Origin of the sequence: Neorhizobium alkalisoli, from assembly GCF_002968635.1 — a bacterium.
Taxonomy (GTDB): Bacteria; Pseudomonadota; Alphaproteobacteria; order Rhizobiales; family Rhizobiaceae; genus Neorhizobium; species Neorhizobium alkalisoli.
Genome location: NZ_PVBN01000005.1, coordinates 299,864 through 324,520, shown reverse-complemented (window position 1 = coordinate 324,520; position 24,657 = coordinate 299,864). Strand labels below are relative to the sequence as shown.

At 60.9% G+C, this 24,657-nt stretch carries 22 protein-coding genes; 13 read left to right on the top strand and 9 right to left on the bottom strand.

The window, feature by feature from the left end; genetic code table 11:
• The first annotated feature begins 11 nt into the window (after nucleotides 1–11).
• The 4 genes from truB (at nucleotide 12) to C5L13_RS13955 (ending at nucleotide 4,956) form a co-directional block, all read left to right on the top strand.
• Entirely contained in the window at nucleotides 12–941 is a 930-nt protein-coding gene (gene truB, locus C5L13_RS13970) for a tRNA pseudouridine(55) synthase TruB (protein WP_105383886.1), read from the top strand.
• Nucleotides 942–1,109: 168 nt separating this feature from the next.
• On the top strand, nucleotides 1,110–1,379 hold the full coding sequence (gene rpsO, locus C5L13_RS13965; protein ID WP_105383885.1) for a 30S ribosomal protein S15: 270 nt from the start codon (nucleotides 1,110–1,112) through the stop codon (nucleotides 1,377–1,379).
• Between the two features lie 262 nt (nucleotides 1,380–1,641).
• Nucleotides 1,642–3,858, top strand: a complete 2,217-nt coding sequence (gene pnp, locus C5L13_RS13960; RefSeq protein WP_407070425.1) for a polyribonucleotide nucleotidyltransferase — start codon at nucleotides 1,642–1,644, stop codon at nucleotides 3,856–3,858.
• A gap of 90 nt (nucleotides 3,859–3,948) precedes the next feature.
• The gene (locus C5L13_RS13955) at nucleotides 3,949–4,956 is read left to right on the top strand and encodes a class I SAM-dependent methyltransferase (protein WP_105383883.1); all 1,008 of its coding nucleotides are present in this window, start codon (nucleotides 3,949–3,951) and stop codon (nucleotides 4,954–4,956) included.
• 69 nt (nucleotides 4,957–5,025) lie between these two features.
• Here C5L13_RS13955 and fabI read toward each other — a convergent pair whose 3' ends face one another.
• The 3 genes from fabI to fabA are packed head-to-tail and all read right to left on the bottom strand — an operon-like array spanning nucleotide 5,026 to nucleotide 7,623.
• Nucleotides 5,026–5,832 (bottom strand): enoyl-ACP reductase FabI, encoded by an 807-nt coding sequence (fabI, locus tag C5L13_RS13950; RefSeq protein ID WP_105383882.1) that lies wholly within the window; start codon nucleotides 5,830–5,832, stop codon nucleotides 5,026–5,028.
• 4 nt (nucleotides 5,833–5,836) lie between these two features.
• Entirely contained in the window at nucleotides 5,837–7,060 is a 1,224-nt protein-coding gene (gene fabB / locus C5L13_RS13945) for a beta-ketoacyl-ACP synthase I (RefSeq protein WP_105383881.1), read from the bottom strand.
• Between the two features lie 47 nt (nucleotides 7,061–7,107).
• Nucleotides 7,108–7,623, bottom strand: a complete 516-nt coding sequence (fabA, locus tag C5L13_RS13940; RefSeq protein ID WP_105383880.1) for a 3-hydroxyacyl-[acyl-carrier-protein] dehydratase FabA — start codon at nucleotides 7,621–7,623, stop codon at nucleotides 7,108–7,110.
• A gap of 318 nt (nucleotides 7,624–7,941) precedes the next feature.
• Between fabA and irrA the strand changes: the two genes are divergently transcribed.
• A complete protein-coding gene (irrA, locus tag C5L13_RS13935) occupies nucleotides 7,942–8,358 on the top strand; it encodes an iron response transcriptional regulator IrrA (protein WP_105383879.1) in 417 nt (138 codons plus the stop codon).
• A gap of 6 nt (nucleotides 8,359–8,364) precedes the next feature.
• On the opposite strand, the gene C5L13_RS13930 is transcribed toward irrA, so the two are convergent.
• Nucleotides 8,365–9,018, bottom strand: a complete 654-nt coding sequence (locus C5L13_RS13930; protein ID WP_105383878.1) for a trimeric intracellular cation channel family protein — start codon at nucleotides 9,016–9,018, stop codon at nucleotides 8,365–8,367.
• 86 nt (nucleotides 9,019–9,104) lie between these two features.
• Here C5L13_RS13930 and C5L13_RS13925 point away from each other — a divergent pair, with 86 nt between their 5' ends.
• Nucleotides 9,105–9,599, top strand: coding sequence for a hypothetical protein (locus tag C5L13_RS13925; protein WP_407070424.1), 495 nt, complete (start codon nucleotides 9,105–9,107; stop codon nucleotides 9,597–9,599).
• Here the strand turns inward: C5L13_RS13925 and C5L13_RS13920 are convergent, their stop codons facing one another.
• From C5L13_RS13920 to C5L13_RS13905, 4 genes are all read right to left on the bottom strand, one after another.
• Nucleotides 9,600–10,388, bottom strand: a complete 789-nt coding sequence (locus C5L13_RS13920; protein WP_105383876.1) for a YdcF family protein — start codon at nucleotides 10,386–10,388, stop codon at nucleotides 9,600–9,602.
• An 18-nt stretch (nucleotides 10,389–10,406) separates the two neighbouring features.
• Nucleotides 10,407–11,126: a YoaK family protein gene (locus C5L13_RS13915; RefSeq protein WP_105383875.1), complete on the bottom strand. Its 720-nt coding sequence runs from the start codon at nucleotides 11,124–11,126 to the stop codon at nucleotides 10,407–10,409.
• Between the two features lie 110 nt (nucleotides 11,127–11,236).
• Nucleotides 11,237–12,448, bottom strand: coding sequence for a TIGR03862 family flavoprotein (locus C5L13_RS13910; RefSeq protein WP_105383874.1), 1,212 nt, complete (start codon nucleotides 12,446–12,448; stop codon nucleotides 11,237–11,239).
• Nucleotides 12,449–12,464: 16 nt separating this feature from the next.
• Nucleotides 12,465–16,079 carry a hydantoinase B/oxoprolinase family protein gene (locus C5L13_RS13905; RefSeq protein WP_105383873.1) on the bottom strand — a complete coding sequence of 1,205 codons (3,615 nt, stop codon included), beginning with the start codon at nucleotides 16,077–16,079 and terminating at the stop codon, nucleotides 12,465–12,467.
• A gap of 201 nt (nucleotides 16,080–16,280) precedes the next feature.
• On the opposite strand from C5L13_RS13905, the gene C5L13_RS13900 reads away from it, so the two are divergent.
• From C5L13_RS13900 to C5L13_RS13885, 4 genes are read left to right on the top strand one after another with little or no spacing between them, the layout of a single operon-like run.
• The gene (locus tag C5L13_RS13900) at nucleotides 16,281–16,865 is read left to right on the top strand and encodes a TRAP transporter small permease (RefSeq protein WP_105383872.1); all 585 of its coding nucleotides are present in this window, start codon (nucleotides 16,281–16,283) and stop codon (nucleotides 16,863–16,865) included.
• 4 nt (nucleotides 16,866–16,869) lie between these two features.
• Nucleotides 16,870–18,183, top strand: a complete 1,314-nt coding sequence (locus C5L13_RS13895) for a TRAP transporter large permease (protein ID WP_105383871.1) — start codon at nucleotides 16,870–16,872, stop codon at nucleotides 18,181–18,183.
• A gap of 46 nt (nucleotides 18,184–18,229) precedes the next feature.
• Nucleotides 18,230–19,219: a TRAP transporter substrate-binding protein gene (locus C5L13_RS13890; RefSeq protein WP_105383870.1), complete on the top strand. Its 990-nt coding sequence runs from the start codon at nucleotides 18,230–18,232 to the stop codon at nucleotides 19,217–19,219.
• Nucleotides 19,220–19,277: 58 nt separating this feature from the next.
• On the top strand, nucleotides 19,278–19,799 hold the full coding sequence (locus C5L13_RS13885) for a winged helix DNA-binding protein (RefSeq protein WP_105383869.1): 522 nt from the start codon (nucleotides 19,278–19,280) through the stop codon (nucleotides 19,797–19,799).
• Here the strand turns inward: C5L13_RS13885 and C5L13_RS13880 are convergent.
• Nucleotides 19,796–20,620: an alpha/beta hydrolase gene (locus tag C5L13_RS13880; RefSeq protein ID WP_105383868.1), complete on the bottom strand. Its 825-nt coding sequence runs from the start codon at nucleotides 20,618–20,620 to the stop codon at nucleotides 19,796–19,798. The genes C5L13_RS13885 and C5L13_RS13880 overlap by 4 nt on opposite strands.
• A 194-nt stretch (nucleotides 20,621–20,814) precedes the next feature.
• On the opposite strand from C5L13_RS13880, the gene C5L13_RS13875 reads away from it, so the two are divergent.
• The 3 genes from C5L13_RS13875 (at nucleotide 20,815) to C5L13_RS13865 (ending at nucleotide 24,657) form a co-directional block, all read left to right on the top strand.
• Entirely contained in the window at nucleotides 20,815–22,440 is a 1,626-nt protein-coding gene (locus tag C5L13_RS13875; RefSeq protein WP_105383867.1) for an AMP-binding protein, read from the top strand.
• 147 nt (nucleotides 22,441–22,587) lie between these two features.
• Nucleotides 22,588–23,724: an ABC transporter substrate-binding protein gene (locus tag C5L13_RS13870; protein ID WP_105383866.1), complete on the top strand. Its 1,137-nt coding sequence runs from the start codon at nucleotides 22,588–22,590 to the stop codon at nucleotides 23,722–23,724.
• A gap of 9 nt (nucleotides 23,725–23,733) precedes the next feature.
• A complete protein-coding gene (locus C5L13_RS13865; protein WP_105383865.1) occupies nucleotides 23,734–24,657 on the top strand; it encodes a branched-chain amino acid ABC transporter permease in 924 nt (307 codons plus the stop codon).

Genomic DNA, 24,657 nt, shown 5'->3' with positions numbered 1-24,657 from the left:
CCAGAGAACGCATGTCCAAACCACGCAAACCCAAAGGTCGGCCGGTTTCCGGCTGGCTGATCCTCGACAAGCCGATTGATTTCGGCTCGACCGAAGCCGTTTCCAAGATCAAGTGGCTGTTCAACGCCCAGAAGGCCGGACATGCAGGCACGCTCGATCCGCTCGCCTCCGGCATGCTGCCGATCGCGCTCGGCGATGCGACCAAGACCGTCCCTTACGTCATGGATGGCCGCAAGATCTATGAATTTGCAGTCAGCTGGGGCGAAGAGCGCTCGACCGACGACCTCGAAGGCGAAGTCACGGCCGATTCCGACGCCCGTCCCGACGAACAGTCGATCCGCGACCTGCTGCCGAAATACACCGGCACGATCTGCCAGATCCCGCCGCAGTTCTCGGCAATCAAGATTGCCGGCGAGCGCGCCTATGACCTCGCCCGCGATGGCGAAACGGTCGAGATCCCGTCTCGCGAGGTGGAGATTTTCCGTCTGACGCTACTCGGCACGAGCGCCGACAAGGCGCATTTCGAGGTCGAATGCGGCAAGGGCACCTATGTTCGCGCTCTGGCTCGTGATTTCGGCCGTGATCTCGGCTGCTACGGACACATTTCCGAGCTGCGCCGTACATTCGTCGCTCCCTTCGGGGAGGATAAGATGGTGCCGCTCGCCGATCTCGTCGCGCTGGAAACGATTGAAGACCGCGACGAACGTCTGGCCGCGCTCGATGAATTCCTGATCGATACGGCGGAGGCGCTTTCGAACCTGCCGCATCTGCCGGTGACCGACGATCAGGCGCATCGCCTGAAGATGGGCAATCCCGTGATCCTGCGCGGCCGCGACGCTCCGCTGGCGGAAGCCGAGGCTTATGCGACGGCGCGAGGAAAACTGGTCGCAATCGGCGAGATCGGACAGGGCGAATTCCGTCCGAAACGGGTCTTCGGCTGACCGTTCCTAGCCCTGAACATCGGCTCTTCCAATCTGCCAGTGAATGGTTTATAGGCAGCGCCAGCATAAAGGTGCCTTTTGGCGCTCCTTTTGCGTTTTCATGGCCAAGGCTGGACGACATCCCGGCTTTTGGCGTCCCTTATTCCTCTCCATAGAAAGGATCGTACGATGTCGATCACTGTAGAGCGCAAAGCCGCCCTCATCAAGGAATACGCTACCACCGAAGGTGATACGGGTTCCCCGGAAGTACAGGTCGCAATCCTCACGGAACGCATCAACAACCTGACCGAACACTTCAAGGACCACAAGAAGGACAACCACTCCCGTCGTGGTCTCCTGACGCTGGTTTCGAGCCGCCGCTCGCTTCTTGACTATCTCAAGAAGAAGGACGAAGGGCGCTACACCAAGCTGATCGGCAGCCTGGGTATCCGTCGCTAAGAACTCTTCCGGCGGGCCTGGAAACGGTGCCCGCCGAATGCTTTTCGGGCCTTGCCCGATGACAATAACTCGCTGTGCGCTAAATAGCATGGCACAAACCGACGGCGAGCCCGGATGGGCCGGTTTCGCCAGCAACCACTGACCTGTCATGGGGCAGGATTGCCGGATGCTTTCGGCCAAAGCTAGATCGCTTTGGCCAGGTTTCCTAAAAGGGGACCGATGGTTGAGAAGCCTCCTGTTGTCTTGCCCATGATGCGTCACATTGATTGCGGTCGATCATGCGCTGCGCCGGAACAGGCGGTGCGTGTGCTTCCGCATTGAAGGACAAGACATGTTCAATACCCACTCCGTAGAAATCGAATGGGCCGGCCGCCCGCTGAAGCTTGAAACGGGCAAGATCGCCCGTCAGGCTGACGGCGCTGTGCTCGCCACCTATGGCGAAACCGTCGTTCTTGCCACCGTCGTTTCCGCCAAGGCTCCGAAGCCTGGCCAGGATTTCTTCCCGCTGACCGTCAACTATCAGGAAAAGACCTATGCCGCCGGCAAGATCCCGGGCGGGTATTTCAAGCGCGAAGGCCGTCCGAGCGAAAACGAAACCCTCGTTTCCCGCCTGATCGACCGCCCGATCCGCCCGCTTTTCCCGGAAGGCTACAAGAACGATACCCAGGTCGTCGTGACGGTTGTTCAGCACGACCTTGAAAACAACCCGGACGTCCTGTCGATGGTTGCGACCTCGGCTGCGCTGACCCTTTCGGGCGTGCCCTTCATGGGTCCGGTCGGCGGCGCTCGCGTCGGCTACATCAATGGCGAATACGTGCTGAACCCGCATCTCGATGAGATGGACGAATCGAGCCTCGACCTCGTCGTCGCCGGTACCCAGGATGCCGTTCTGATGGTTGAATCCGAAGCCAAGGAGCTTCCGGAAGACATCATGCTCGGCGCCGTCATGTTCGGCCACCGCGGTTTCCAGCCGGTGATCGATGCGATCATCAAGCTTGCCGAAGTCGCCGCTAAAGAGCCGCGCGATTTCCAGCCGGAAGATTATTCCGCGCTCGAGGCGGAAATGCTTCAGCATTTCGAGGCCGAACTTCGCGAAGCCTATAAGAACACCCAGAAGGCTGAGCGCTACGCCGCTGTCGATGCCGTCAAGGCAAAGGTCAAGGCTCACTTCCTTCCGGAAGGTGTCGCCGAACTGAAGTACACGGCTGAAGAAGTCGGTGCCATCTTCAAGCATCTGCAGGCCAAGATCGTCCGCTGGAACATCCTCGACACCAAGAGCCGTATCGACGGCCGTGATCTGGAAACCGTTCGCGCGATCGTTTCGGAAGTCGGCATTCTGCCGCGCACCCACGGTTCGGCACTCTTTACCCGTGGTGAAACGCAGGCGATCGTCGTTGCCACGCTCGGCACCGGTGAAGACGAGCAATATGTCGACAGCTTGACCGGCATGTACAAGGAGCGCTTCCTGCTCCATTACAACTTCCCGCCCTACTCGGTTGGTGAAACCGGCCGCATGGGCTCCCCGGGCCGTCGCGAAATCGGCCATGGCAAGCTTGCATGGCGCGCCATTCGCCCGATGCTGCCGTCTGCCGAGCAGTTCCCCTATACGCTGCGCGTCGTCTCCGAAATCACCGAGTCCAACGGCTCGTCCTCGATGGCAACCGTTTGCGGCACCTCGCTCGCCCTGATGGATGCCGGCGTTCCGCTTGCAAAGCCGGTTGCCGGTATTGCCATGGGCCTGATCCTCGAAGGCGATCGCTTTGCTGTTCTCTCCGATATCCTCGGCGACGAAGATCATCTCGGCGATATGGACTTCAAGGTTGCCGGTACCTCCGACGGTATCACCTCGCTGCAGATGGACATCAAGATCGCGGGCATCACCGAAGAGATCATGAAGGTCGCTCTCAGCCAGGCCCAGGGCGGCCGCAAGCACATCCTCGGCGAGATGGCGAATGCCCTCTCCGAAAGCCGCGGCCAGCTCGGCGAATTCGCACCGCGCATTGAAGTGATGAACATTCCGGTCGACAAGATCCGCGAAGTCATCGGTTCGGGCGGCAAGGTCATCCGCGAAATCGTCGAAAAGACCGGCGCCAAGATCAACATCGAAGACGACGGCACCGTGAAGATCGCCTCCTCGTCCGCCAAGGAGATCGAAGCGGCCCGCAAGTGGATCCACTCGATCGTCGCCGAACCGGAAGTCGGCCAGATCTACGAAGGCACGGTCGTCAAGACCGCCGATTTCGGCGCCTTCGTGAACTTCTTCGGCGCCCGCGACGGCCTCGTGCATATCTCGCAGCTCGCCTCCGAGCGCGTTGCGAAGACGCAGGACGTCGTCAAGGAAGGCGACAAGGTCTGGGTCAAGCTGATGGGCTTCGATGAGCGCGGCAAGGTCCGCCTGTCGATGAAGGTTGTCGACCAGGCGACCGGTCAGGAAGTCCCGCAGGAGAAGAAGAAGGCCGACGGCGAAGCCGCCGAATAAGCTTCCTTCCTCCCAAAAAGACAAATTGAGGCGCGGAAGCTCTTCCGCGCCTTTTCTTTAGCTGAAACCGAGATCTGCCAGAGAACGACAATGAGCCGCGACGCTTTGAAAACCCTGCTCCATCCCTTTGTCACAGAGGCGGTTCCCATGCCTCGTGAAGGCGAACGCGTCATCTTCCTGGGCGCGGAAGGGGGCAGTATTCTGCCTGAGGGGTTCGCGGGCGAGATAACGGCCGTGCAGCCGTTCCGACCGCTTTTCCGCACTCTGCGGGAAGGTGCTTTTCCCGAGGCCGAGGGCGAGGGCTATGACGTGGCGCTGGTTCTCTGCGGCAAGCATCGCGGTGAGAATGAGAACCGCGTGGCAGAGGCTCTGGAGCGGGTGCAGGCAGGGGGCATGATCGTCATAGCCGGGGGCAAGGAAGACGGCATTCAACCGCTCCGAAACACGCTCCTGAAGCTCGGCATCGAGCTGGATTATACGCCGAAATACCACGGTGTCGCCGTGTGGTTCGCGCGACCGGAAAACGCCGATGCGGCGGTCAAGGTACTGAAGAAGCAGCCCGTAACGGTCGAAGGCCGGTTCGAAGCCGCTCCCGGCATGTTTTCCCACGACCGCATCGATCCGGGTTCGGAACTGCTGGCCAGCCGCCTGCCCACGGATTTCGACGGCAACGCCGCCGATTTCGGCGCCGGCTGGGGATATCTGTCGGTGATGCTGGCGGAAAAGTCTCCGCGGGTAAACCGCATAGACCTTTTCGAGGCAGATCATCATGCGCTGGAATTCGCCAAGAAGAATCTCGCGCGCAACTGCCCGGAGCTCAATGCCCGTTTCTATTGGCAGGATCTGGGCGCGGAGCCCCCGAAGGAGAAATACGACCTGGTGATCATGAATCCGCCGTTTCATGAAGCTCAGGCGGCCGATCCCGAGCTCGGCAAGACGATGATCCGGACTGCGGCTGCTGCGCTCAAGAATGGCGGCCGATTGATGCTGGTCGCCAATCGCGGCCTGCCCTACGAGCCGGTTCTGGCATCTGACTTCCGAGAGCACGGAGAGACCTGCCGTAACGCACGGTTCAAGGTTCTCTGGGCCAAGAAATAAGTCAAAAGAAAAAGACCCTGCCGACATCGTCGGCAGGGTCTTTTTCTTGTCATACCCGAGATCGGGAGACTACTCCACGTCAGCCTTGCGAAGCTTGTCGAGCGTCGGCAGCGATGTGATGCTGTAGCCGGCGTCGACATAATGAACTTCCCCGGTGACGCCGCGGGAGAGATCCGACAGAAGGTAAAGCGCGGATCCGCCGATATCCTCGATCGTCGGCGTGCGACGCAACGGGGCGTTCTGCTGGTTCCATGAATAGATCGCGCGCGCATCGGAAATGCCGGCGCCCGCCAGCGTCCGTACGGGGCCGGCGGAGATGGTGTTGACGCGGATGTCGCGCGGACCGTAGTCGGCGGCGAGATAACGAACAGACGCTTCGAGAGCGGCCTTGGCGACGCCCATGACATTGTAGTTGGGAATGACGCGCTGGGAGCCGTTGTAGGTCAGCGTCAGCATAGACCCGCCGTTCGGCATCAGTTCGGCGGCGCGCTTCGCGACTTCGGTGAACGAGAAGCACGAAATGACCATCGTCCGGCTGAAGTTTTCACGCGTCGTGTCGGCGTAAAGGCCCTTCAGCTCGTTCTTGTCGGAAAAGCCGATGGCGTGGACGAGGAAGTCCAGCGTGCCCCAGCGTTCCTTGATGGCCGCGAAAGTGGCATCGACCGAAGCGATGTCTTCAACGTCACAGGGCACGATGAAATCGGAACCGAGTTCGGCTGCAAGTGGCTTCACGCGTTTTCCGAGCGCCTCCCCCTGAAAGGTGAAGGCGAGTTCGGCCCCCTGCGCCGCGATCGCCTTGGATATGCCCCAGGCGATCGAATGATTGTTGGCGACCCCCATGATCAGGCCGCGTTTCCCCTGCATGATTCCTGTCATGGAATTATCCGTTATAGCGCTGGAAGACGAGCGTGGCGTTTGTGCCGCCGAACCCGAAGGAGTTGGAAAGAGCAATATCGATCTTGGCATTGTCGATGCGGCTACGAACGATCGGCACGCCTTCGAATTCCGGATCGAGGTTCTCGATATGGGCGCTCTCGCCGATGAAGCCTTCCTGCATCATCAGGAGGCTGTAGATCGATTCCTGTACACCGGCACCGCCCAGCGAATGGCCGGTTAGCGACTTTGTCGACTGGATGTGAGGCATCTTGGCGCCAAACACTTCACGGATGGCGCCGATCTCCTTGGAATCACCAACCGGCGTGGAGGTTCCGTGAGTATTGATGTAGTCCACTTCGCCCTTCACGGTCGAAAGCGCCTGACGCATGCAGCGCACGGCGCCCTCGCCGGAGGGGGCGACCATGTCGTACCCGTCCGAAGTAGCGCCGTAGCCGACGATTTCTGCGTAGATCTTTGCGCCGCGGGCCTTCGCATGCTCCAGTTCTTCCAGAACGAGAACGCCCGCACCGCCGGCAATCACGAACCCGTCACGGTCGACGTCGTAGGCGCGCGAAGCCCTGTCCGGATCATTGTTGTATTTCGTCGACATGGCGCCCATGGCGTCGAAGAGGTTGGACATGGTCCAATCCAGATCCTCATGGCCACCTGCGAACATCACGTCCTGCTTGCCCCACTGGATCATCTCGGCCGCGTTGCCGATGCAGTGGGCCGACGTGGAGCAGGCCGACGAAATGGAATAGTTCACGCCATGGATCTTGAACCAGGTTGCGAGCGTCGCGGAGGCCGTCGAAGACATGGCCTTCGGTACGGCGAACGGGCCGATCCGTTTCGGGCTGTTGTTCTTGACGGTGATTTCCGCCGCTTCGATCAGGGTCCGTGTGGACGGACCGCCCGAGCCCATGACGATGCCGGTGCGCTCGTTCTCGCTGTAGTCCTTCTCCTCCAGTCCCGAATCCGCAATCGCCTGCTTCATCGCGACATGGTTCCAGGCGCCGCCCTGTGAAAGGAAGCGCATGGCGCGGCGGTCGACGAGATCCGTCGGATCGAGATTGGGTCTGCCCCAGACCTGGCATTTGAAGCCGTGCTCGGCAAAATCGGGGGAGAATGAAATGCCGGACTTCGCCTGACGCAAGGATTCGGTGACTTCGGCGGCATCGCTTCCGATTGAGGATACGATACCAAGACCCGTGACAACTACCCGTCTCATCTCATCAAAACCTTTTCTTGCTATCCTGTTTCGGCGTGAAGCCGCCGTCAGGCCGCCTTTTCCTTCGACAGACCCACGCGGAGATCGCTTGCCTGATAAATGGTTTCTCCATCCGCCTTCAGCCAGCCGTCGGCGGTGCCGAGCACCAGTCGGCCACGCATGACGCGCTTGAAGTCGATCCCATATTCGATCAGCTTGGTATGCGGGCGGATCATGCCCTTGAATTTCACTTCGCCGGTCGATAGCGCCATGCCGCGCCCTTCCTCGCCGAGCCAGCCCAGGAAGAAGCCCGTCAGCTGCCACATGCCATCGAGACCGAGGCAGCCAGGCATGATCGGGTTGCCTTCGAAGTGGCAGGGAAAATACCAGTCGTCGGGGCGCACGTCGTATTCGGCCCGAAGGTAGCCCTTGTCGAAAGCGCCGCCCGTTTCGGAGATATCCGTGATGCGGTGAACCATCAGCATGGGCGGCAGGGGAAGCTGTGCGTTTCCAGGCCCGAATAGCTCGCCATGTGCACAGGCAATAAGTTCGTCGTAAGAGAAGCTGGACTGTCTGCTTGCCATAAAATTCCGTTCCCCCCGTTGAGCCTTCGACCTTTTATTGTCTGACCATTATTGCAAGAACGGTCGGATTTGAAGCGCGCCGACGGCGATCCCGCACTCCGCCCGGGGATGGCGGCCAGATGCGGGAACATCCGTCTATTCAGGTTCGCATATAGGAAGCTATGGGCGCAAACCAGAGGCTTGTGAAGGAAATAACGTGATTTTCAGCGCGTTGCGATGGGTATCCTGCGGAAAGTATTGAAAGTGGTCCCTGTAAAAGTTATATCGCAAAGTCAAGATACCTTATATTCACGTGAGCGGTGGGAGCTGACAGGTACTATGGCTGAAGCCATTACTGACATCGAGACGAGATTGCGCCATTCCGGCCTGCGTCCCACCCGGCAGCGCGTGGCGCTGGCCGACCTGCTGTTCGCCAAGGGCGACCGTCATCTGACCGTCGAGGAATTGCACGAAGAGGCGACGGCAGCAGGCGTTCCGGTGTCGCTCGCCACGGTCTATAATACGCTTCATCAGTTTACCGAAGCCGGCATGATCCGCGTTCTTGCCGTTGAGAGCGCCAAAACCTACTTCGACACCAATATCTCGGACCACCACCACTTCTTCGTGGAAGGCCGAAACGAAGTGATGGACATTCCTGTAAGCAATCTGGAGATCGGCAACCTGCCGGAAGCTCCGGACGGCATGGAAATAGCCCATGTGGATGTGATCATCCGCCTGCGCGAGAAGAAGGCCTGAGAAGGCTTACTCTCCCCTTTTCCCCTTGATCGCTTCGGAGGCCGGCCTGCCCGGCCGCGGTCTGTACCGTGGCAAGGTCCACCCGTAGTGGATCGCGCCGCCGCGCAGCAGGAAGGCGGCTGCCACACCGAGGCAGGAGCTGACGGAGAGGGGCAGATCGAGGGCGTTCGCAGCGGTAAAGGTGCCGGCGCCGGCAAGGGCCGCCGTAATATAGATTTCCGGGCGAAGCAGTACGGACGGTTCGTTGGCGAGAAGATCGCGGAGGATGCCCCCGAACGCGGCGGTCAGTGCGCCGGTGACGATGGCGATGGTCGGTGATCCGGAGACGTCGAAGCCTTTGGCCGCGCCAAGCACGCTGTAGGCTGCAAGTCCCACCGCATCAAGCCAGATCAGCATCCGATACCGCCACTCCAAGCGATGTGCCGTGCAGAAAACGAAGGCCCCGGTGGTCACGCAGATCAGGATATAGGTGGGGTCAAGCACCCAGAATACCGGTGTGCGCCCAAGGATGATGTCTCTCAACGTGCCGCCTCCGAGCCCGGTGACGGCGGCAAAGAAGAGGAAGCCGACAAGGTCGAGTTCCTTTCGCGAGGCAGCAAGCGCACCTGTTGCCGCGAAGAGGGCGACGCCGGCATAATCGATCATCATCAGCAGTGACATACGAACTCCAGCGTCGCGCAAGTGGCAGAACCTAACATAGCCGCGGATAGTCGCGCCCGTCATCGGTGGCTGCGCGCCATGAACAGATGAATTTGCGGAGGAAAGCCGTGCATAGGCTCCTGATCGTTCTTGCCCAGGCACTGGCGCTGATCCTGGTTCCTGCTCTTGCCCTTGCGCAGCAGCCACTCGTCAGTGATCCGGAAATCTATGAAAAGGACCATTTCCGCAGCGAGTGCAAGGTCGCCCAGTTCGATCCGGGCTTCATCGAACGGTTCGATATCAACAACGACGGGATCATCGATCTCGTCTCCAATCAGGGCAAACTCGTCTGCGACGGCAAGCGCGGTCCGGCCTGCAGCAATGACGGCTGCCCCTATAACTTCTACCTGCAAGCCAAGGAGGGTGGTTATTTCATGATCGCCACCGCCCAGCTCTACGGCTATGATTTCGTCAAGTATTTCGGAAATATGGTCTTTCTGCTGAAGATGCATCCGCGCTATTGCGACCGCACCGACGCAGAACCATGCGAGATGCGCGTGCGTGTGAAGGGCGGGCGCTTTCTGACGATCTCGAAGAAATAGTCATTTCGGAAAGATCCCGTCGATTCGTCCCGTCAGATAATAGGCGGCAAGGCTCATCCATTCCCGCGCTGCGGTCGTGGCCAGTTGGGCGTTGAGGGACGGCTGGGTGAAATCCAGCGACAATCCCACGACACCGCTCGTACGGTAATCCACCGGCCAGGGCGTGACCGCGATTCCCGCTTTGCGGAAGAGGGCGACCGAGCGCGGCATATGGTAAGCCGAGGTGGTCAGCAGGCAGTTTTCGAGCCCTTGGTTCTTCAACACTTCGGCGGTGTTGAGAGTGTTCTCATAGGTCGTTCGGGAGTCATTCTCCTTGATCAGCCGGTCCGGCGATATACCGAAAGCCGAGAAAAGGCGCTCGGCGGCGGCGGCCTCACCCTCGTAGGTACCGCTGATCGAGCCGTCGCCGCCGGAAACGAGGATGCGTGCCTCCGGATGGCTGATTGCGAGCCGTAGCGCTTCGACAAAGCGATCGGCCGCCTGGTTGAGTTCGATGCCGCCGCGTGCGGTCGTCACCTCGTTTTCCAGCGCTCCTCCAAGCACGATCACGCAGGACAGCGGTTGGGGAGCCTGGGACGGTTTTGGAAAACGCGCTTCCAGGGCCTGCAATGCCATGGTGCCGGCAGTCGTGAAAAGCGTGATGAACAGGACGAGGGCGGCCAGCAGCGCAGAAAGGCCGCCGAGCCTGCGCCGTCCGGCAAAGGCGAGCAGTGCCGCGAGAGCGCTGAACAGAAATCCGATTGAGAGCGGTTGGGCGAACACCCAGAAAAGCTTTGAAAGCAGAAACATAAGGACCTTCGAAAGCAGCTATGTGCGGCGTCTTGCTGCCACGATCGGCTGCTGGTGGAAATGCAGATGCAAAGACCGTGGCAGAAGAATGGTCGCGAAGGCCAGCAAAACCACAGCCAGCACGACGACCCAAAGGGCATTGTTGCCGAGATATTTCGTGACGAACGCCCCGGTTACGGCGCCACATGCCATGCCTGTCCAGGGCACGGTCTGAATGACCCACCCCGTCGGATTGCGGTCCCCCACGATCCAGCGGCCGATCCCGCGCCCGAAGCGTGACAGCGCGCCGGTGATATAGGTGAGACCGATCGGCAGCCCCTCGATATGTTCGACGGTGGCGTTGATCATGCCCATGGCCAGGATGACGAGGTAAAACTGTATCCGCGGATAATCCGCCTCTGGAAGGAACGCCGCCACGGCAAGCGTCACAGCGACGCCCGAAAGGACCACAAAGGTTCGCAGCGCCGAAAGCGTGTGGGCGAGAACAATGCCGAGCGCATTGCCGAGGACGAAAACCCACAGGGCGAAATAGAGGATCAGCGCATGGGAATAGTCGTTGCTTGCGAAGGACAAGGCTGCGCGGGTGGTATTGCCCGTCATGAACGAGACGAAGTCTCCCGAAAGAAGAAGGCCGACCGCGTCCGTCATCCCGGCAACAAAGGAAATCGCTGCGACGAGCGCAAGGCCGGTGATGGTGCGTCTTCTCTTGATGATATGGCGGCGTCGTGCCCTGCTCATGGAGGCCCTTTCCTCCTGTCGTTCTGTCCGATTCGGATTGCGGATGCGTTGATCCAGAACAATGCCGGATTACTCGGAAAGAAATCGCAAACAATGATCGCAGGCGAGTCCTATTTCGCCCGCAACCATTCCTCGATACCCTTGGCCGCAGCCCGCCCGGTCGAAAAACAGGCGGTGAGCAGATAGCCGCCGGTCGGTGCTTCCCAATCCAGCATTTCCCCGGCGGCGAAAAGTCCCGGCACGGCCTTCAGCATGTAGTTCGCATCGAGCTCGTTCCAGTCGAGCCCGCCGGCGGATGATATGACTTCCGCGATAGGCCTCGGGCGAAGAAGCGGGATCGGCAGGGCCTTGACAAGGGTTGCCAGTTCCTTGGGCGACGCCTGGTTTGCATGGGGCACAAGCTCGCGGATAAGAGCTGCTTTTACGCCTTCAAGGCCCGCGCCTTTGCGAAGTCGGTTCGAAAAGCTGGCTTTGGCATCCTGCCGGGCGAGGTCCCTCTCAAGGCGTTCGAGCGATCGGCCGGGAGCGAGATCGATAGGCAGATCAGCATGCCCCTCGTGTTTCAACCTGTCCCGCAATGCCGCCGCGTGTGCGTAGACCAGGCTGCCCTCGATCCCATGTCTGGAGATCACAAGTTCGCCTTGGAGCGTGCCTGCGGCTGAGGTGGCCGAAACCGATTTGACGGGCGAGCCTTCGAAGCGCTGGCGAAAGGGATCGCTCCAGTCGACGTCGAAGCCGCAATTGGCCGGCTGAAATTCGCTGACCGTAACGCCCATCTGCCTCAGCCTAGGCACCCAGGCGGCGTCCGAGCCAAGCCTCGGCCAGCTTGCGCCGCCAAGCGCCAGCAGTGCTGCCTCCGGACGAAGGGTAAGCACGTCTTCCGGCGTCTCGAACCGATAGCCGCCATCGGCGAAGCCGATCCACCGATGCCTTGTCCGGAGGTTCACGCCTTGTGCCTCGAGCCTTCGCAGCCAGGAACGCAGGAGCGGTGAGGCTTTCATCACTACAGGAAAGACACGGCCGGATGTGCCGACAAAGGTTTCGGTGCCAAGGCCTTCGGCCCATTGCCGGACATCCTCCGGCGTGAGAGCATCGAGTGCCGGCCGCAAGCGAGCGGAGGCGGCGCCAAATCGCCCTGCGAAGCGCTGAAACTCTTCCGAATGGGTGATGTTGAGGCCGGATTTGCCGGCCAACAGGAACTTGCGCCCGAAGGTCGGCATGGCCTCGTAAACCGTCACCGCATGACCGGCGGCGGAAAGCACTTCCGCCGCCATAAGTCCTGCCGGCCCGCCGCCGATGATCGCAATCTGTTTCGTCATCATCTCCGGTTAAGGCAGATCACGCCGCTTTGCCATAGCCTCCTGCGGTCGGCGTCACGACGGTGACGGCTTCGCCCGCTTCGATGATGGTCTGGGCGCAGCCGCCGAGTTCTTCCAGCGTGCCGTCCAGCCGGCGGACGATCATATGCCCGAGTTCGCCTTCCTTTCCGCCGGCAAGGCCATGCGGACGGATCGTCCGGTGCGAGGAGAGGATGGCGCAGTCCATCTTTTCGAGGAAACGGATGGTGCGTCTGGTGCCGTTGCCGGCCGAGAACTTGCCGCTTCCGCCGGAATTCTCGCGAATGTGGAAGTCTTCGAGTAGCACCGGATAACGCGTTTCCAGGATTTCCGGATCCGTGAGACGCGAATTGGTCATATGCACATGAACAGCGTCGGTGCCGGCAAAACCGCTGCCGTCGTTGAAGCGGCCCGCAGGCGAGCCAGAGCATAGCGTCTCGTAATACTGATAGGTCGCATTGCCGAACGTGAGGTTGTTCATCGTTCCCTGGCTGGCGGCCATGGCGCCAAGCGCCCCGAACAGGGCATTGGTGACGTGCTGGCTCGTTTCCACATTGCCGGCGACGACGGCGGCCGGATATTGCGGCTTCAGCATCGAGCCCTCCGGCACGATGATGCGGATCGGCCTCAGGCAGCCTGCATTCATCGGGATCGAACTTTCGACCATGACGCGGAAGACATAGAGCACGGCCGCGCGCGTCACCGGTTCCGGCGCATTGAAGTTGTTCTTCTTCTGCGGGCTGGTGCCGGTGAAATCGACGGTCGCTTCGCGCTTTTCCTTGTCGACCGTGATTTTCACTTCGATGACGCTGCCCTGGTCGGTCGGATAGGAGAATTCCGCGTCGTTCAGCTTCTCGAGAACGCGGCGGACGCTTTCTTCGGCATTGTCCTGCACATGGCCCATATAGGCCTGCACGACGTCGAGCCCGAACTGCGCGATCATCTTGCGCATCTCGTGCACGCCCTTTTCGTTGGCGGCGATCTGGGCGCGCAGGTCGGCGACGTTCTGCGCCACGTTGCGGGCGGGGTAGGGGTGATCGGAGAGAAGCTTGGTGATGCCTGCCTCGTCGAACCGGCCGCGATCGACGAGCAGCACGTTGTCGAACAGCACGCCTTCCTCGTCGACCGTCGTCGCAAGTGGTGTCATCGACCCCGGTGCCGTGCCTCCCACATCGGCGTGGTGGCCGCGCGAGGCAACATAGAACAGGATCTTTTCGCCTTCTTGATCAAAGACCGGCGTCACGACAGTGATATCCGGTAGGTGCGTACCGCCGTTATAGGGGGCGTTCAGTGCAAAAACGTCGCCGGGGCGGATCTTGCCCTTGTTGGTGGCAATCACGGTCTCGACCGATCGGTCCATGGAGCCCAGATGCACCGGCATATGCGGGGCGTTCGCCACCAGCGCGCCGTTCTCGTCGAAAACGGCGCAGGAGAAGTCCAGCCGCTCCTTGATGTTGACCGAAGACGCCGTGTTCTGCAGCGTCACGCCCATCTGTTCGGCGATCGACATGAAGAGATTGTTGAACACTTCGAGCAGCACAGGGTCTGCCTGCGTGCCGATCGGCCTTGCTCGTGAAAGCGCGGTGATGCGCGTCAGCACGACGTGATTCAATTTGGTGATCTCAAAGGCCCAGCCATCCTCGACGACGATCGTCTGGTGCGGCTCGACGATCAGGCACGGACCGTTGGCGCGCGAGCCCGGCCGGATGTCGGCGCGACGATAGACCGGGGCGTCCCGCCATGCGCCGCCGGAGAAGAATTTTGTCTCCTGCGACGCCACCGGAGCAGAGCTGTCGAGCGAGAATTCCAGTTCGGCGGAATCCGCGCCGCCGCCGATCGCCTCGACTTCGTAGGCTTCGAAGATGATCTCGCGGTTCTCAAAGATGAAGCCGAATTGCTTCTTGTGCGCCGTCTCGAAACTAGCTGTCATATCGGCCGCGCCGCCGAGAGTTACAGGCAAAGTCGTATCCGTACCCTGGTAGCGCAGGTGGGCGCGGTGCAGCACTGTTACCCCGGCTCCGGAAACGCCCTGGCTTGCCATTTCCTCGACCACGCTAACCGTCAGCTCGTCGCGGATCGGGCCGAGCGCTTTGAGCGCCGCCGCAAGCTCTTCGGAAACCGTGCGCTGGCGGGTGGCTCTGATATCGGCGAGCCCCATTCCGTAGGCCGAGAGAATGCCCGAGAACGGGTGGATCAGCACAGTCGAGATGCCGAGCGCATCTGCCGTCAGGCAGGCATGCTGGCCGCCGGCACCGCCGAAGCAGGTCAGCACGTAATGGGTCACATCGTAGCCGCGCTGGACACTGATCTTCTTGACCGCATTGGCCATGTTCTCGACCGCGATGGCGAGGAAGCCGTCGGCCACCTCTTCGGGAGAGCGACCGTCACCGATGACCTTCGCCATCCCCTCGAACGCGGCGCGTACGGCAACCGCGTCGAGCGGCTGGTCGCGGTTCCGACCGAAGATCTTGGGAAACAGGTCCGGCGACAGTTTTCCAAGCATCACATTGGCGTCGGTGACGGTTAGCGGCCCGCCGCGTCGATAGGCCTTCGGGCCGGGATTTGCGCCGGCCGAATCCGGCCCCACGCGGAACCGCCCGTTTTCGAAATGCAGGATCGAACCACCGCCGGCAGCGACCGTATGGATCGACATCATCGGCGCGCGCATCCGCACCCCGGCCACCTCGGTCTCGAAGGAACGTTCCAGCTCGCCGTCGTAGTGGGAAACGTCGGTGGACGTACCGCCCATGTCGAAGCCGATCATCCGCTCGAAGCCTGCCAGGCGAGAAGTTTCGACCGCGCCGACCACCCCGCCTGCGGGACCCGAGAGGATAGCATCCTTGCCCTGGAAGAGCCGGGCGGCGGTAAGCCCGCCCGAGGACTGCATGAACATGAGCTGCGGGCCGTCTTCGCCGTCTGCACCGAGTTCGGTAGCGACCTGATCCACATAGCGGCGCAGGATCGGCGAGAGATAGGCATCGACAACCGTTGTATCGCCGCGGCCGACCAATTTGATCAACGGCGAAACTTCGTGGCTGACCGAAACCTGAGTGAAGCCGATCTCGCGGGCGACTTTCGCCGCCAGCTGTTCATGAGCCGGGTAACGATAGGCATGCATAAAGACGATGGCGACGGCGCGGAAACCGTCCTCGAAGTGCTTCTGCAGGGCCGATCGGATTGCGGTTTCGTCAGGGGTGGCCTCGACGGTCCCGTCGGCATGCACGCGCTCGTCCACCTCGACAACCGCCCGGTACAGCAATTCCGGTTTGATGATCTTCTTCGCAAAGATATCGGCGCGAGCCTGGTAGCCGATCGCAAGGGCATCGCGGAAACCGCGCGTGGTGACGAGGAGCGTCTTTTCGCCTTTCCGTTCCAGTAGCGCGTTGGTGGCAACCGTCGTACCCATCTTTACGGCGCCGATCAGTTCGGAAGGGATCGCCTGCCCGGCGGGAGCGCTCAGCAGTTCACGAATTCCCTGTACCGCGGCATCGCGATAGGCTTCGGGATTTTCGGAAAGGACTTTGTGCGCGATGAGTGTTCCGTCCGGTTTCCTGCCGACGATATCGGTAAAGGTGCCGCCGCGATCGATCCAGAAGTCCCATTTGCCCGTCGTCATCTTCCGCGCCCTTGTTCCAAGCTGCTTTGCACTAACGAAAACATTTCGTCGATAAAACGTCAATGATTAGTTGACAGCAATTTGCCTCTTGAAGCATCATGCCTTCAGAAAGGGCAAGGAGCCGCAAAGAGCTTCGCCCGAATAACGGCAACCGAGGGGAGCCGACCATGATCATTTGCCGTGTTTGCGGGAGGATACCGCATGTCCTCCGTTGATCCGCGCCATAGCGTATTGCCGGATTGGCTGCGCAAAATCCTCGATGGGCTCTATCTGGTTTCCGGCTGGTTGGCCGGGCTGTTCCTGGTCGCCATTTTCCTGCTCATGCTGGCGCTCTCCGCCGGCCGGCCGCTCGATATCGACGTGCCTTCAGGCGACGATTTCGCCTCCTGGTGCATGGCCGCAAGCGCCTTCCTGGGTCTCGCCCATACCTTCCGTTCCGGCGAAATGATCCGCGTTGGTCTGCTGATCGAGCGGATCAGCGGCCCGGCAAGGCAGGCGATGGAGGCTACTGCATTGGCGATCGGGACGGTAGCCGCAACTTATTTTGCCTGGTTCGCCTTCGACATGACGCGCACCTCCTTCCGGTTCAACGACCTGTCGCAGGGCGTGATCGCCGTGCCGCTTTGGATCCCGCAGCTTGGTTTCTGCGGCGGACTGATCATCCTGGCGATCGCATTCGTCGACGAGCTTTTGCACGTCCTGTTCGGCGGATCGCCGCGCTACGAGAAGCCGGAACCGGTCACCGCTGAGGAAGTCATCGAACGCGCCATGCAGAGCGGGGCCTGAGCCGATGGGGACAATCGAACTCGTTGAAATAGCCGGTGTGGTCCTTCTTGCGCTGCTGGCACTGCTCGCCGGCGGCGTGTGGATCGGCATCTCCCTATTGATCTGCGGCTTCATCGCCATGCTGTTCGTGCCGGGCATTCCGGTCGGCGCGGTGCTCGCCACGAATTCCTGGAGCGGCGGCGCCTCCTGGTCGCTTGCGGCTCTGCCGCTCTTCGTCTGGATGGGAGAGATCCTGTTCCGAACCCGATTGTCGGAAGAGATGTTCCGCGGCTTGTCGCCCTGGCTCGGCTGGCTGCCGGGCCGCCTGATGCATGTGAATATCCTTGGTTGCGGCCTTTTTGGTTCGATCTCCGGATCGTCGGCCGCCACGACCGCGATGATCGCCAAGATCGCCCTGCCGGAACTGAAGAAGCGCGGCTACGACGAGATGGTAAGCCTGGGCTCGCTTGCAGGCGCTGGCACGCTCGGTATCCTCATCCCGCCGTCGATCACGATGGTGGTCTATGCGGTTGCGGCAAACGTCTCGATCATCCAGATCTTCCTTGCGGGTTTCCTGCCGGCCCTCATCGTGATGGCGCTTTATTCCGGTTACATCATCGTCTGGTCGCTCCTCAATCCGGACAAGACCCCGCCCGCGCCTCCGAAAATGAGCTTCAGGGAGAAGCTCAGGGAATCGGCGAATCTCATTCCAGTCACGCTCCTGATCGTCCTCGTCTTCGCGACCTTACTTCTCGGTTGGGCGACGGCGACCGAATGCGCCGCCTGGGGCGTGCTCGGGTCGCTCGCGATCGCGGCGTGGTCCGGTTCGTTGACCAGGAAATCTTTCTGGGAAAGCGTCATGGGCGCGACCCGGCTCACTTGCATGATCATGCTGATCCTGACGGGCGCCGGCTTCATGTCGATCGCGATGGGCTATACCGGCATCCCGAATGCACTCGCGAACTGGGTCGATAGTTTCAATCTGAGCCCCTATGCGCTGATTGCGGTTCTGACCATCATGTATATCCTGCTGGGCGCGGCTCTCGATGGCCTTTCGATGATCGTGCTGACCACCGTCGTCGTTCTGCCGATGATCCAGCAAGCCGGCTTCGACCTCGTGTGGTTCGGTATCTTTCTGGTGCTGATCGTCGAAATGGCGGAGGTTTCCCCGCCGGTCGGCTTCAACCTCTTCGTGCTGCAGACGATGAGCGGCCGAGACAGTTTGACCGTGGCGAAAGCTTCGCTGCCCTTCTTCTTCCTGCTCGTGGCGACCGTCGCCATCATCACGGTCTTCCCGGATATCGTGATGGTCCTGCCGAAAATGGCTTTCCCGGGTTAGCTTCAGAGAAAAAGATTAGCTTCACAGAAAAAGGAAGGGAACTGACATGAAACGCTTGCTTTCGAACCTCATTTGCTCGGGTCTTGCGGGTGCGGCGCTGATTGCCGCCGCAGGCTCGGCACTGGCGCAGACCGCATGGGTTCTGCCTTCGGCCTATCCGCCCGCAAACTACCACGTCCAGAACCTCAGCCAGTTCGCATCCGACGTGGATGCCGCGACCAAAGGCGCGTTGAAGATCAACATTCATCCAAACGCTTCGCTCTTCAAGGCGCCGGACATCAAGCGCGCTGTGCAGACTGGCCAGGCCCAGGCCGGCGAGGTGCTGATCTCGCTGCATGAGAATGAAAACCCGGTCTTCGGGATCGACGTGGTGCCGTTCCTGGCGACCAGCTTCGACCAGTCGAAGAAGCTGTGGACGGCCTCCCGGCCCGCGATCGAAAAGGCGCTGGATGCCCAGGGGTTGAAGCTGCTTTACACCACGCCGTGGCCGCCGCAGGGCATCTTCACCAAGAAGGACGTCAACAGCGTCGCGGACCTCAAGGGCCTGAAATGGCGGGCCTATAATGTCGGCACATCCCGTATCGCCGAGCTTGTCGGTGCCCAGCCGGTCACGGTGCAGGCGGCCGAGCTGCCTCAGGCGCTCGCGACCGGCGTAGTCAACGGCCTGATGACGTCGAGCGCTACCGGGGTCGATTCCAAGATCTGGGAGTCGCTGACGCACTACTACGACACCCAGGCCTGGATCCCGAAGAACGTCGTCTTCGTCAACAAGACGGCCTTTGCCGCTCTCGATCCTGCCGTCCAGAAAGCCGTCACGGATGCTGCCGCTGCCGCGGAAACCCGCGGCTGGGGCTTGGGCGCCGAAAAGACCGCTGCCTACATGGAGACCCTTAAGAAGAACGGTATGCAGGTCGTGGAACCCAGCGCCGATCTGAAGAAGGGTCTTGGCGACGTCGGCGCCAAGTTGACGGAAGACTGGTTGAAGAAAGCCGGTGCCGACGGTGCCGCTATTCTGGACGCCTACAAGAAGATGTGATTTGAGAGGCGCCGCCGGCATCCCGCCGCCGGCGCCTTCATTCCCGGGAAGAGAAGCCATGTCATCGGAAAAGGATAATTTCGGCCCGATCGTTTCCTCCGGGCACCTGGCGAGCGGTGCATTGCCCTCTCTCTCCGAGATCGAGTTCGGCATGATCATGCTGAACCACGCATTCAATCGCTGGATGATCCGTTGCATGGCTGCAGCCGGCGTGCCGGACCTGTCGCCAGTCGACATCCTGGTGCTCCACAATATCAACAGCCGCAACAAGCCGAAGACGCTCGCCGATATCGCCCTCGTTCTGAACATCGAGGACACGCATGTGGTGACCTATGCACTGAAAAAGCTCGAGCGCCTGAAGCTCATAAAATCGGGACGGCGCGGCAAGGAAAAGCTGGTCATGGTGACGGAAGCCGGCGCCGATGCCTGCGCCCGCTACAAGGCGATGCGCGAGAGCCTTCTGGTCCGCTCGGTGCTTGCGACAGAAGTTTCCGCCGAATCGCTTTCCGAGGTGGCAGCCCGTCTGCGGGCGCTCTCCGGCCACTACGATCAGGCGGCTCGCGCTGCTGCATCCCTTTAGGAAAACAGCGCATCCACCAGCGGATGATTAGGGTCTCCCAGTCCGTCCAGCACGTTGAAATGATGCTTGTCGGGTTCCTCCACCGCGCCCGTCTCGGCGCCAAGCCCCCTCCAGATGTTGGCCAGCAGCGCGTTCTGGCGGATGAATTCGGATCGTTCGGCAGCTCCCACCCAGCAGGTTACCCGCGCCCCAGGTGTTGGCTCGAGAAGCGCCGGGCTTTCCCGGTAGGCTTCTTCCCGGTCTATCCGCTGTTTCTCGTTCATTTTCGTCTGCAGGAGGGGCCGCAGATCGTGGACGCCCGATAGAGAAACGACGTTGACGATGCGCCCGCGCACCGCGTCTGGCAGGGGCGAGGTGGAGGAGATCATCCGCGTCACCAGATGTCCGCCGGCAGAATGGCCGATCAGCCGGATTGGCCCTTCCACCTCCTTGGCGGCGGCCTCGATCGCCTTGCCGATCTCAAGCGTGATTTCGGCGATCCGGCTTTCCGGGGCGAGGGTGTACATCGGCATGGCGACCGCGTAGCCCCGTTCCACCGAGCCCCGGGCAAAATGCGACCAATAGCTGTTGTCGAGTCCGATCCAGAACCCGCCATGGACGAAGACGACGAGGCCGGAGGCTTGGTCCTGCGGCAGGAACAGATCGTACCTGTTGCGGGGGCGTTCGCCGTAGGGGAGGTTAAGCTTGGCGCGTCCGAGGGCGGAAAGAGCCTCGCGATAGTGCCGGGCCGGTTCGACCCATGCCGTCGGCCAGCGATCGCCCTGCGGGATGTTGATGCCGTTGGCATAGGCATTGTCCCAGTCGCTGATCCGGTGGCGCATTGTCGTTTTCTCCCGTGGTAGCTGTCGAAGTGGCGTGAATACTGGCATCGCGGCTCATCCGTTGGAAGCCCTCAACGGAGGGCTGCGAAAATTATTACAAACTTAAAATTTCTCTCTTGCCACTGAGGAAAAGCAGTGCTTTTCTGGACAAAAGGCAAAAAGCCGCATCGATAAGAATATCTGGGAACTGAAAAATGCTGGGACCGTCAGGCCATCGGGACACGTTTGCCCGTGATAATCTTCCGCCGTTCGATCAGTGGCCGGATATCAAACTCGGGGCCTTCGATTATCCGGAATGGATGAATGCGGCGGTGGAACTGACCGACCGCATGGTGGAAAAAGGTTTCGGGGATCACACGGCCCTGATCGGCAACGGCCGCCGCCGCACCTACAAGGAACTCTCCGACTGGACGAACCGGATCGCTCTGGCGCTCACCGAAGATTATGGTCTGAAGCCCGGCAATCGCGTGCTGATCCGTTCGGCCAACAATCCCGCCATGGTCGCCTGCTGGCTGGCGGCCACCAAGGCCGGTGCCGTCGTGGTCAACACCATGCCGATGCTGCGCGCCGGCGAACTCGCCAAGATCATCGACAAGGCCGAAGTCTCCATGGCGCTCTGCGACACCCGCCTGATGGATGAGCTGGTCGCCTGTGCCAAGGAAAGCAAATTCCTCAAGCAGGTGATCGGCTTCGACGGCACGGCAAACCACGATGCCGAACTCGACCGGGCCGCACTCAATAAACCGGTGCGCTACGATGCGGTGAAGACGGGGCGCGATGACGTGGCGCTTCTGGGCTTCACCTCCGGATCGACCGGTGTCCCGAAGGCGACGATGCATTTTCACCGCGATATCCTGATCATCGCCGATGCCTATGCGAAGGAAGTGTTGGCCGTGACGCCGGACGACGTGTTCGTCGGCTCGCCGCCGCTCGCCTTCACCTTCGGTCTCGGGGGGCTCGCCGTTTTCCCTCTGCGCTTCGGCGCTGCCGCGACGCTTCTGGAGCAGGCCACGCCGCCGAAGATGATCGAAATCATCGAGACCTACAAGGCGACCATCAGCTTCACCGCACCGACTGCCTATCGCGCCATGTTGGCGGCAATGGACAATGGTGCCGATCTGTCCTCGCTGCGCATCGCGGTATCGGCCGGCGAAACCCTGCCCGCGCCCGTTTTCGAGGAATGGGTGAAGAAGACCGGCAAGCCCATTCTCGACGGTATCGGCGCGACGGAATTGCTGCACATCTTCATTTCCAACCATCTGGGTGACGCCAAGCCGGCCTGCACCGGCAAGCCGCTTACGGGTTACGAGGCCATCGTCGTCGACGAGGACATGAACGAGGTGCCGCGGGGTACGATTGGTCGGCTTGCCGTCAAAGGCCCGATCGGCTGCCGTTATCTGGCAGATGAACGCCAGCGAGACTATGTCAGGAACGGATGGAATATCACCGGGGATTCCTTCATCGAAGACGAAGAAGGCTATTTCCATTTCGCCGCCCGTTCCGACGATATGATCATTTCCGCGGGCTACAACATTGCAGGCCCCGAGGTCGAGGCAGCTCTTCTGAAACACGAGTCCGTGCTGGAATGTGCCGTCATCGGCGTGCCGGACGAGGCGCGTGGAATGATCGTTGAGGCGCATGTCGTCCTCGTCCCGGGTTCCGAGGTCTGCGACGCCATGGTCAGGCTCCTTCAGGAGCACGTGAAGAACGTCATCGCTCCTTACAAATATCCACGCTCGATCGTCTTCACCGACACGTTGCCGAAGACCGAATCCGGCAAAATCCAGCGCTTCCGCCTAAAGCAGAGACCGTCGGCGTAAGCACCGCTCACAACGGTTGCTTCGAGCGCCGAATGTAGAGTGGAAGTTTCCGCGCAAATGTGGAAGGTATTGAAAAGGCTTGGCGGGTCGTTTTCCGCTGACGTAATAAAACTGGGAACGACACAACAACAAACGGGAGTTCGTCACATGAAGAAACTGCTTGCGGCCGCCACCTTGGCGCTGAGCGTCAGCACCTCCGGCCTTGCTTTCGCAGAGCCGCTGAAGATCGGCATGATCACCACGCTTTCGGGTGGTGGCGCCGGCCTCGGCATCGATACCCGTGACGGCTTCATGCTGGCTATCAAGAATTCCGGCAACAAGGACGTCACGGTCGTTACCGAGGACGATGCGCAGAAGCCGGAACTGGCCGTGCAGATCGCTGACAAGATGATCCAGAGCAGCCAGGTCGATATCCTGACCGGCATCGTCTGGTCGAACCTTTTGATGGCGGTCGCGCCGAGCGCGGTCGCGCAAGGCAAGTTCTACGTCTCGACCAATGCCGCTCCGGCGGCGCTCGCCGGCGCCAACTGTAACAAGCTCTATTTCAACGCGGCCTATCAGAACGACAATCTTCACGAAGCCATGGGCGAATACGCCAACAAGAGCTACAAGAAGATGTTCATCCTGGCCCCGAATTACCCGGCGGGCAAGGATTCGCTGACGGGCTTCAAGCGTTATTACAAGGGCGAGCTGGCTTCCGAAGTGTACACGCAGGTCGGCCAGACCGACTACGCGGCCGAGATTGCCCAGATGCGCGCATCGGGCGCCGACGGCATCTTCGTCTTCCTGCCCGGCGGCATGGGCATTGCCTTCATGAAGCAGTTCGCCCAGTCGGGCGTGAAAATCCCGGTCATGGGCCCAGGCTTCTCCTTCAGCCAGGACGTCCTGCCGGCAATCGGGGATGCGGCGCTCGGCGCCAAGGCTTCCGGTCAATGGGCTCCGGACTTCGACAACGAGGCCAGCAAGAAGTTTCTCGCGGATTTCCAGAAGGAATACGGCCGGCTGCCGTCCATCTATGCTGTCCAGGCTTATGATGCGGCGCAGCTCATCCTCTCGGCGGCCGGGAAGGTAAGCGTCAAGGATGCCGATGCCTTCGGTGCGGAACTCCGCAAGGCGGACATCAAGTCGCCACGCGGAAAATTCACGTTCAACACCAACCAGCATCCGATCCAGGATATCTACCTGACCGAAGTCGTGAAGCAGAACGGCGTCCTGACCAACAAGACGGTGGAAAAGATCTTCACCGATCATAAGGACGCCTATGCCAAAGACTGCAAGATCTAAGGCAATCCGGTGACCTTCGCACTTGCTCTCGAGCAGTTGCTGAACGGCCTGCAGCTCGGCGTCATGTTGTTTCTCATGGCTGCCGGGCTGACGCTGATCTTCGGCGTCATGGGCCTGATCAACCTCGCTCACGGTTCGCTCTACATGGTGGGTGCTTTCGCATGCGCCGTCGTAGCTGCCTGGACCGGCTCGTTCTGGATCGGGCTTGTCGCCAGCCTCGCTTGCGCGGCGGCAGCAGGCGCGGTCGTGGAGCTCCTGGTTATCCGCAGGCTTTATGACCGTGATCACCTCGACCAGGTGCTGGCCACTTTCGCGCTGATCCTGATGTTTTCCGAGGGCACGCGATGGCTTTTCGGCTCCTTCCCTCTTTATCTCGATATCCCGCCGCTGCTTCAGGGCGCGGTGCCGTTGCCCGGTGGTGCGGAATATCCGGTCTATCGTCTGGCGATCATCGCCGCCGGGGCGGCCGTGGCATTCGGGCTCTACATGCTGATATCCAGGACGCGGCTCGGCATGCGCATCCGTGCCGGCGAAAGCGATCGCGAGATGATCGGCGCGCTTGGTGTCGATATTCGCACTCTCTATACGGTCGTCTTTGCACTTGGTGCGGCGCTGGCGGGCCTTGCGGGGGCGCTGGTCGGTGCCCTGCAGTCGGTGCAGGTCGGCATGGGGGAGCCCGTGCTGATCCTCGCCTTCGTGGTGATCGTCATCGGTGGTATCGGCTCGATCAAGGGGGCGCTTCTCGGTGCTCTTCTGGTGGGCGTCACCGATACGATGGGTCGTTTCCTGTTGCCGAAAATCCTGGCGCTCTTCGTGCCGCCGGCTCAGGCGGGCATGATCGGCGGCGCAGCGGCCTCCATGCTCATCTACATCGTGATGGCGCTCATCCTGGCGGTGAAGCCGCGCGGCCTTTTCCCGGCAGCGCATGCGTGA

Coding starts and splice junctions, on each gene's coding strand:
- C5L13_RS13925 (WP_407070424.1), top strand. CDS start 9,105: ATGAATTTGCGGAGGAAAGCCGTGCATAGGCTCCTGATCGTTCTTGCC.
- C5L13_RS13915 (WP_105383875.1), bottom strand. CDS start 11,126: ATGAGCAGGGCACGACGCCGCCATATCATCAAGAGAAGACGCACCATC.
- C5L13_RS13900 (WP_105383872.1), top strand. CDS start 16,281: ATGTCCTCCGTTGATCCGCGCCATAGCGTATTGCCGGATTGGCTGCGC.
- fabI (WP_105383882.1), bottom strand. CDS start 5,832: ATGACAGGAATCATGCAGGGGAAACGCGGCCTGATCATGGGGGTCGCC.
- rpsO (WP_105383885.1), top strand. CDS start 1,110: ATGTCGATCACTGTAGAGCGCAAAGCCGCCCTCATCAAGGAATACGCT.
- C5L13_RS13870 (WP_105383866.1), top strand. CDS start 22,588: ATGAAGAAACTGCTTGCGGCCGCCACCTTGGCGCTGAGCGTCAGCACC.
- truB (WP_105383886.1), top strand. CDS start 12: ATGTCCAAACCACGCAAACCCAAAGGTCGGCCGGTTTCCGGCTGGCTG.
- C5L13_RS13880 (WP_105383868.1), bottom strand. CDS start 20,620: ATGCGCCACCGGATCAGCGACTGGGACAATGCCTATGCCAACGGCATC.
- irrA (WP_105383879.1), top strand. CDS start 7,942: ATGGCTGAAGCCATTACTGACATCGAGACGAGATTGCGCCATTCCGGC.
- C5L13_RS13890 (WP_105383870.1), top strand. CDS start 18,230: ATGAAACGCTTGCTTTCGAACCTCATTTGCTCGGGTCTTGCGGGTGCG.
- C5L13_RS13910 (WP_105383874.1), bottom strand. CDS start 12,448: ATGATGACGAAACAGATTGCGATCATCGGCGGCGGGCCGGCAGGACTT.
- C5L13_RS13895 (WP_105383871.1), top strand. CDS start 16,870: ATGGGGACAATCGAACTCGTTGAAATAGCCGGTGTGGTCCTTCTTGCG.
- C5L13_RS13920 (WP_105383876.1), bottom strand. CDS start 10,388: ATGTTTCTGCTTTCAAAGCTTTTCTGGGTGTTCGCCCAACCGCTCTCA.
- fabA (WP_105383880.1), bottom strand. CDS start 7,623: ATGGCAAGCAGACAGTCCAGCTTCTCTTACGACGAACTTATTGCCTGT.
- C5L13_RS13875 (WP_105383867.1), top strand. CDS start 20,815: ATGCTGGGACCGTCAGGCCATCGGGACACGTTTGCCCGTGATAATCTT.
- fabB (WP_105383881.1), bottom strand. CDS start 7,060: ATGAGACGGGTAGTTGTCACGGGTCTTGGTATCGTATCCTCAATCGGA.
- C5L13_RS13955 (WP_105383883.1), top strand. CDS start 3,949: ATGAGCCGCGACGCTTTGAAAACCCTGCTCCATCCCTTTGTCACAGAG.
- C5L13_RS13930 (WP_105383878.1), bottom strand. CDS start 9,018: ATGTCACTGCTGATGATGATCGATTATGCCGGCGTCGCCCTCTTCGCG.
- C5L13_RS13905 (WP_105383873.1), bottom strand. CDS start 16,079: ATGACGACGGGCAAATGGGACTTCTGGATCGATCGCGGCGGCACCTTT.
- C5L13_RS13885 (WP_105383869.1), top strand. CDS start 19,278: ATGTCATCGGAAAAGGATAATTTCGGCCCGATCGTTTCCTCCGGGCAC.